This is a genomic window from Acidovorax sp. CF316 (assembly GCF_000276605.1).
Taxonomy (GTDB): domain Bacteria; phylum Pseudomonadota; class Gammaproteobacteria; order Burkholderiales; family Burkholderiaceae_C; genus Acidovorax.
Genome location: NZ_AKJX01000276.1, coordinates 39,277 through 45,526, shown reverse-complemented (window position 1 = coordinate 45,526; position 6,250 = coordinate 39,277). Strand labels below are relative to the sequence as shown.

The 6,250-nt window shown below is 69.2% G+C and carries 8 protein-coding genes and 1 pseudogene; 4 read left to right on the top strand and 5 right to left on the bottom strand.

The window, feature by feature from the left end; genetic code table 11:
* Positions 1 to 65 precede the first annotated feature (65 nt).
* A pseudogene (locus PMI14_RS35710) lies at positions 66 to 185 on the top strand (CBS domain-containing protein); the annotation flags it as partial.
* A 27-nt stretch (positions 186 to 212) separates the two neighbouring features.
* Here PMI14_RS35710 and ispH read toward each other — a convergent pair.
* Positions 213 to 1,208 (bottom strand): 4-hydroxy-3-methylbut-2-enyl diphosphate reductase, encoded by a 996-nt coding sequence (gene ispH, locus PMI14_RS31085; protein WP_007861331.1) that lies wholly within the window; start codon positions 1,206 to 1,208, stop codon positions 213 to 215.
* On the bottom strand, positions 1,208 to 1,672 hold the full coding sequence (locus PMI14_RS31080) for a peptidylprolyl isomerase (protein ID WP_007861329.1): 465 nt from the start codon (positions 1,670 to 1,672) through the stop codon (positions 1,208 to 1,210). The genes ispH and PMI14_RS31080 overlap by 1 nt, the downstream gene beginning before the upstream one ends.
* An 87-nt stretch (positions 1,673 to 1,759) precedes the next feature.
* Here PMI14_RS31080 and radC point away from each other — a divergent pair, with 87 nt between their 5' ends.
* The 3 genes from radC to PMI14_RS31065 all read left to right on the top strand — a co-directional run bounded on the left by radC (position 1,760) and on the right by PMI14_RS31065 (position 4,536).
* Positions 1,760 to 2,473, top strand: a complete 714-nt coding sequence (gene radC / locus PMI14_RS31075) for a DNA repair protein RadC (RefSeq protein WP_007861327.1) — start codon at positions 1,760 to 1,762, stop codon at positions 2,471 to 2,473.
* A 311-nt stretch (positions 2,474 to 2,784) separates the two neighbouring features.
* Complete coding sequence (locus tag PMI14_RS31070) at positions 2,785 to 3,429, top strand: Smr/MutS family protein (protein WP_035206379.1); 645 nt, start codon at positions 2,785 to 2,787, stop codon at positions 3,427 to 3,429.
* Positions 3,430 to 3,543: 114 nt separating this feature from the next.
* A complete protein-coding gene (locus PMI14_RS31065; protein ID WP_007861325.1) occupies positions 3,544 to 4,536 on the top strand; it encodes a tripartite tricarboxylate transporter substrate binding protein in 993 nt (330 codons plus the stop codon).
* A gap of 12 nt (positions 4,537 to 4,548) precedes the next feature.
* Here PMI14_RS31065 and PMI14_RS31060 read toward each other — a convergent pair whose 3' ends face one another.
* The 3 genes from PMI14_RS31060 to PMI14_RS31050 form a co-directional block, all read right to left on the bottom strand.
* A complete protein-coding gene (locus tag PMI14_RS31060) occupies positions 4,549 to 5,019 on the bottom strand; it encodes a RidA family protein (RefSeq protein ID WP_035206374.1) in 471 nt (156 codons plus the stop codon).
* Between the two features lie 26 nt (positions 5,020 to 5,045).
* Entirely contained in the window at positions 5,046 to 5,627 is a 582-nt protein-coding gene (locus tag PMI14_RS31055; protein ID WP_007861323.1) for a hypothetical protein, read from the bottom strand.
* Positions 5,628 to 5,714: 87 nt separating this feature from the next.
* Complete coding sequence (locus PMI14_RS31050) at positions 5,715 to 6,146, bottom strand: group II truncated hemoglobin (RefSeq protein WP_007861322.1); 432 nt, start codon at positions 6,144 to 6,146, stop codon at positions 5,715 to 5,717.
* Positions 6,147 to 6,250: the final 104 nt, after the last annotated feature.

Here is a 6,250-nt window from a genome sequence, read left to right as displayed (position 1 = left end):
TTTTTTTAATGATACGGCGACCACCGAGATCTACACTCTTTCCCTACACGACGCTCTTCCGATCTCTGCCGGTGACGGACGACACGGGCAGGCTCACCGGCTTCATCTCGCGCACCGACATCCTGCGTGCCGTGGCGGCCGACCCGCCGCTGGACCTGTGGAGCGGCCCGGCCGTGGCACTGTAGACGTTGTGAGCGCCTACTTTCCCGATGTCAATGACCGGCCGGCCCGGTTTCGGGCTGGCGCTCCTTGATCTCGAAGCCGGTGGCGGCGTCAATCTTGAGGCCCTTGGGCAGCGGGAACTTGATGGTTTCCTCGATGCCGTTCATGCTGCGCACCGACACGGCGCCGAGCGCCTTGATGCGGTCGATGACCTGCCGGACCAGGATCTCGGGCGCCGAGGCACCCGCCGTGAGGCCCACGCGCGCCACACCGGTGAACCACTCGGCCTGCAGCTCCTCGGCACTGTCGACCATGTAGGCCGTGGTGCCGAGCTTGGCCGCCAGCTCGCGCAGGCGGTTGCTGTTGGAGCTGGTGGGGCTACCGACCACGATCACCAGGTCCACCTGGGGGCTCAGCACCTTGACGGCGTCCTGCCGGTTCTGCGTGGCGTAGCAGATGTCCTGGTGCTTGGGCTCGCGCACCTGGGGAAAGCGCGCACGCACGGCGGCCGAGATCTCCGCCGCATCGTCCACGCTCAGCGTGGTCTGGGTGACCACCGCGAGCTTGGCGGTCTGCCCGGGTTGCACATGGGCCACGTCCTCCACGTCCTCCACCAGGTGGATGCCGTGGTCGAGCTGGCCCATGGTGCCTTCCACCTCGGGATGGCCCTTGTGGCCGATCATGATGAACTCGTAGCCTTCCTTGGCCAGCTTGGCCACCTCGACGTGCACCTTGCTCACCAGCGGGCAGGTGGCGTCGAAGATGGAAAAGCCGCGCGCCACGGCCTCTTCCTGCACGGCCTTGCTCACGCCGTGGGCACTGAAGACCAGGGTGGCGCCCGGAGGCACGTCGGCCAGGTCTTCGATGAAGATCGCGCCCTTTTCCTTGAGGTCGTTGACCACGTAGGTGTTGTGCACGATCTCGTGGCGCACATAGATCGGGCGGCCGAACTTCTGCAGCGCGCGCTCGACGATCTCGATGGCGCGGTCCACGCCGGCGCAGAAGCCGCGCGGCTCGGCCAGCAGGATTTCCTGGGGGGTCTGCATCAGAGGATTCCGATCACATGCACTTCGAAGGTCACGGGCTGACCGGCCAGCGGGTGGTTGAAGTCGAAGCGCACGGCGCCATCCTCGCGCACCTGCATCACCGCACCGGCATAGCTGCCCATGCCGTCGGGGGTGGGGAACTGCACCACGTCGCCGGGGCTGTATTTTTCGTCGGCACTGCCCAGGTCGCTGAGCAGCTTTTTCGCCACCCACTGCTGCATGTCGGGGTTGCGCTCGCCGAAGGCCTCGCCCGCGGCCAGCTCGAAGGTGGCGCGCGTACCCTCCACCAGGCCCAGCAAATGCTGCTCCATGGCGGGCGACAGCTCGCCCGTGCCCAGCGACAGCGTGGCCGGTTTGTCGGCAAAGGTGTTGATCACATCCCCCGCCGGACCTGCCAGGCGATAGTGCAGCGTGAGAAAGGAGCCCGGCTGTACGGTGGGAAGGGCGGTGGCGGTAGAGGTCATGAAAGTCCCGATAAACTGGCCTCTATTGTAGAAAAACGGGCAATCCCCCATGGCTGGGTGTCCGAGACCCCTTATTTCCTGCACGCCATGGCCATCAAAGACCTCCCACCCGACGCCCAGCCGCGCGAAAAACTGCTCGCGCGTGGCCCTGCTGCGCTGGCCGACGCGGAGCTGCTGGCCATCCTGCTGCGCACCGGCATCGTGGGCAAGGGCGTGCTGCAGATGGCGCAGGAACTGCTCGACCCACCGGTGCTGGACGCCGCCAGCGGCAAGGTCACGGGCGGTTTTGGCGGCATCGCCGGCCTGCTCCACGCCAGCGCGGACGATCTTTCGCGCATCAAGGGCCTGGGCCCGGCCAAGCGCGCCGAGCTGGTGGCCGTGCTGGAGCTGGCGCGCCGCGCCCTGGCCCAGCAATTGCGCGAGCGCGAGGTGTTCGACTCGCCCGACACCGTCAAGCACTACCTGCAGCTGCACCTGGCGGCCAAGGGGCACGAGGTGTTCGCCGTGCTGTTCCTGGACAACCAGAACCGCCTCTTGGCGCTCGAAGAACTGTTCCGCGGCACGCTGACCCAGGCCAGCGTGTACCCGCGCGAGGTGGTGCTGCGCGCCCTGCACCACCAGGCCGCCGCCGTGGTGCTGGCCCACAACCACCCCAGCGGCAGCGTGCAGCCCAGCCGCGCCGACGAGGCCCTGACCCAGACCTTGAAGACCACGCTGGCGTTGATCGACGTGCGCGTGCTCGACCATGTCATCGTGGCCCCGGGTCAGGCCCTGTCGATGGCCGAGAAGGGGCTGCTGTGAGCCCTGCACCGCCGGCGCGCCCGCCCTCACCCACTACACCACCCGCAGCACCCACCGCGCTGCAGACGGCACTGGCCCGCGCCGCCGACAGCGCGGGCAAGGAGGCCCTGCCCCCCGCCCTGGCAGCCGCCCTGCCCGCCCCGGTGCCACCGGTGCCCGAGCCCACGCGCGCCGCCCGGCGTGCATCGGCGGCGGCCCGCCTGGCGGCCGCCCGGCCGGCGCGCGTGCCCCGGCCGCCGGCCACCGCCCCGGCCCCTGCGGCAAAGCTCCCGCGGCGGACCGCACCCGCGCCCCGGCGCGCCGGCCAGCGCATCGCCGACCTGCAGGAGCTGGCCACGGTGGCGCGCCAGTTGCGCGAGCAGCACGAACGCGAGCAGGCCGAAGAGAAAGCCCAACGCGAAGCGGCCGCCCGGGCGGACTCGGAGCGCCAGCTGTTCAGCCGCAGCGTGGGGCCCATCACGCCCCTGCGCGTGCGCAACCTGGCGCGGCTGCAGCGCCGCCTGCCCCAGCCGCTGCCGCTGCAGCACTGGCTGGACGAGGAGCGCGTGCTGCTCGAATCCATCAGCGACGACTTCGACGTGAGCACCCTGCTGGACACCGACGACGCGCTGAGCTACCGGCGCCCCGGCATCGGCGTGCAGGTCACGCAGCGGCTGCGCTCGGGTTACTGGAGCATCCAGGGCCAGCTCGACCTGCACGGCCTGCGCGTGGACGAGGCGCGCGAGGCCCTGGGCCAGTTCATCCGCCAGTCCCACCGCAACGGGCTGCGCTGCGTGCGCGTGGTGCACGGCAAGGGCTTGGGATCGCCCGGCAGGAGCCCCGTGCTCAAGGGCCGGGTGCAGCGCTGGCTGGTGCAGAAGAACGAGGTGCTGGCCTTCGTGCAGGCCCGGCCCGTCGATGGGGGTGCAGGCGCGCTTTTGGTACTGTTGCAGCCTGCAGGACCGCGGAACGCTTAGCCGCGGGCGACGGCTTAGATCATTTGCAGCTATGCAAGTGACAAAAGGATCGTTCCTGTTTGCAAGGCGCCGCTCCAGAATCGCGGCCTTCCTCGACTCCCTTGCGAACCAGCCATGCACGCTGCTGCCTCTCTCAAATCCATCGCCGTGGCCTGGGCCACCGCATGCGTGGCCCTCACGGCCGCGGCGCAGCAGCCACCGGCCGCCAATGCGTTTCCCGCCAAGACCGTTCGCCTGACCGTGCACAACTCGCCCGGCAGCGCACCCGACGTGCTGGCACGCTACCTGTCGCAGCGCCTGGCCGAGCAGTGGAAGCAGCCCGTGGTGGTGGACAACCGCGGAGCGGCCGGCGGCATCGTCGCCGCCGATGCGCTGGCCAAGTCGCCCGCCGATGGCTACAGCCTGCTCGTGGGCGGTGACGGCCCCATCACCATCCTGCCCAACCTGCAGCACAACCTACCCTACAACGCCCAGCGCGACCTGGTGCCCGTGGTCTCGCTCGGGCATGTGGACTTCGTGCTCGTAGCCAACGCCAAGACCGGGTTCCGCGCCCTGGGCGATTTCGTGCGGGCCGCCAAGGCCGAGCCGGGCCGCTACAGCTACGCCTCGGCCGGCAACGGCAGCGCACTGCAGTTCAGCATGGAGCTGCTCAAGCAGCAGGCCGGCTTCTTCGCCACCCACATCCCCTACCGCGGCGGCCCCCTGGGCCTGCAGGACGTGGTGGCCGGCCAGGTGGAAGTGATGTTCGTGGCCCTGGGCCCTGCCCTGCCGCACATCCGCAGCGGCCGCGTGGTGGCCCTGGCCACCACGGGCGAGAAGCGCAACACGCTGCTGCCCGAGGTGCCCACGGTCGGCGAGACCTACGCCGGCTACCGCTCAGGCACCTGGTTCGGCCTGTTCGCGCCGGCAAACACGCCCCAGGCCGTGCTCGACACCATCGCCGCCGATGCCGCTCGCATCGTGCAGACGCCGGCCGCGCGGGCCGAGCTGGCGGCACAGGGCATCGACGCCACGGGCACGCCGCAGCAGCAGTTCCAGCGCCAGGTGGCGGCCGAATACGGGCGCTATGCCCAGATCGTGAAGACCGCAGGCATCAAGGCGGAGTGAAGCACCGCTGCGTCAGCCGGTGGTCGCGATGAGGTCCACCTCGACGGTCGCGTTCTTGGGCAACTGCAGCACCCCTACCGAGGTGCGGGTGTGCGCGCCCACCGGGCCGAGCACGCGGTAGAGCACTTCCGAGGCGCCATCGGCGACCTCGCTCTGCTGCGTGAAACCCGGGGCCGACTGCACGTAGACGGTGATGCGCAGCACGGCGCTGACGGCGTCGAGCGTGCCCAGCGCGCGCTGCAGCAGCGCCAGGGCGCGCATGGCGCAGACCTTGGCGGCACGCTGCGCGTCCTGCAGCGAGGCATCGGCGCCGGCCGCACCGGTGACCACCACGGTATCGCCCACGCGCGGGATCTGGCCGCTCAGGTAAAGGTGGCGGCCATCGCGCACCAGCGGCACGTAGTTGCCGCCGATCTTGATCTCGCCGTCGAAGGAGTAGCCCAGTGCCTGGGCCTCCTGTGCAAAACGTTCATCGCAGGACATGGACAGCCGTTCTCCCGTCAAAAGATTCATTCGGGCGCCACGGCGCCCTCGAAGCCCAGCGACATGGGCTGTTTGAGATCACCCGTGTTGCTCATTCCCACGGGCGCCAGGCGCAGGTTGCGCGCGGTGAAGTACAGGTAGCCATTCACCTTGGACACCGCCACGGTGCCAGCCTTGTCGCCGCTCTGCCAGCCCAGCAGCTTGCCGCCCGAGGCGTCGACCAGCGAGACCCGCACCTTCTTCTGGGCCGGGTCCGGCTTGGCCGCCACCTCGTAGGCCCCTGGTGCGGGGCGGTCGGTGCCAAAGTCCACCTCGACCAGTTGCGTCTGGGAGTTCGTGGCAAACACGAAGGCCTTGGGGGTCGAGAGGTAATTGAGACCGGTCTTGAAGGCATAGCGGCTCTTGGCCGCATTGGCCACCTCGGCCCGCACCTCGCCGAAGTTGTGCCAGCCGTTGGGCCCGGCGTAGAGCTTGCTCTTGGGGTTGGTGAAGCGGTCGTCCGATGCGGGCGGCACATTGCTCCAGGTGTCGCCAGCGGCGGGGGCCGGCTGGGCATGCGACAGGGCACAGGCCAGCAGGCTGGTGGCAAGCACAAGGGAAGGCTTCATGGCGCGGGTTCCTCGGGTGGAATGGACAGCCGCAGTATGCCTGCGGCCGCAGCCCGGGGGTTCAGGCCCGTGCGCCCCCGCGGCCGCTCACATCAGCTTCTTGGCCACCAGGGGCTGGTTGACCATCCAGTCCGCCGTGCCCGTGAAGCTTTCGCGCAGGCGCGTGCGCAGCGCCTCGGGCACGCCCGTCTCGCCCATGGCCTGGTCCATGCAGGCCACCCACTGGCGGCTCTCCTCCGGGCCAATGGCAAACGGCATGTGCCGCGCCCGCAGACGCGGGTGGCCGAACTGGTCGGTGTAGTAGGACGGCCCGCCGAGCCAGCCGCACAGGAACCAGAACAGCTTCTGCCGCGCGCTGGCGAGGTCGCTGCCATGGGCAGCACGCAGCGCGGCGTAACCCGGCTCCAGGTCCATCAGGTCGTAGAAGCGCTCGACCAGGGCGCGCACGCGCTCTTCGCCGCCGATCCAGTCGAAGGGCGTGGTGGCGGGGGTGGTGTTTTCGGGGGTGTCTTCGTCCATGGGGTAACAGTCTGCGCCAAGCACGTTTGGCGAGTTTGATTATAAGAAATGCGATGTTCATATCTCTCGGTTGGAAGCGTAGCCTTTGGGCTTCAACAAGTCTG

Bases quoted from the DNA above. Each gene is read 5' to 3' on its own strand.
- PMI14_RS31055 (WP_007861323.1), bottom strand. From the start codon at position 5,627: ATGAAGCCTTCCCTTGTGCTTGCCACCAGCCTGCTGGCCTGTGCCCTG.
- PMI14_RS31080 (WP_007861329.1), bottom strand. From the start codon at position 1,672: ATGACCTCTACCGCCACCGCCCTTCCCACCGTACAGCCGGGCTCCTTT.
- PMI14_RS31050 (WP_007861322.1), bottom strand. From the start codon at position 6,146: ATGGACGAAGACACCCCCGAAAACACCACCCCCGCCACCACGCCCTTC.
- radC (WP_007861327.1), top strand. From the start codon at position 1,760: ATGGCCATCAAAGACCTCCCACCCGACGCCCAGCCGCGCGAAAAACTG.
- ispH (WP_007861331.1), bottom strand. From the start codon at position 1,208: ATGCAGACCCCCCAGGAAATCCTGCTGGCCGAGCCGCGCGGCTTCTGC.
- PMI14_RS31060 (WP_035206374.1), bottom strand. From the start codon at position 5,019: ATGTCCTGCGATGAACGTTTTGCACAGGAGGCCCAGGCACTGGGCTAC.
- PMI14_RS31065 (WP_007861325.1), top strand. From the start codon at position 3,544: ATGCACGCTGCTGCCTCTCTCAAATCCATCGCCGTGGCCTGGGCCACC.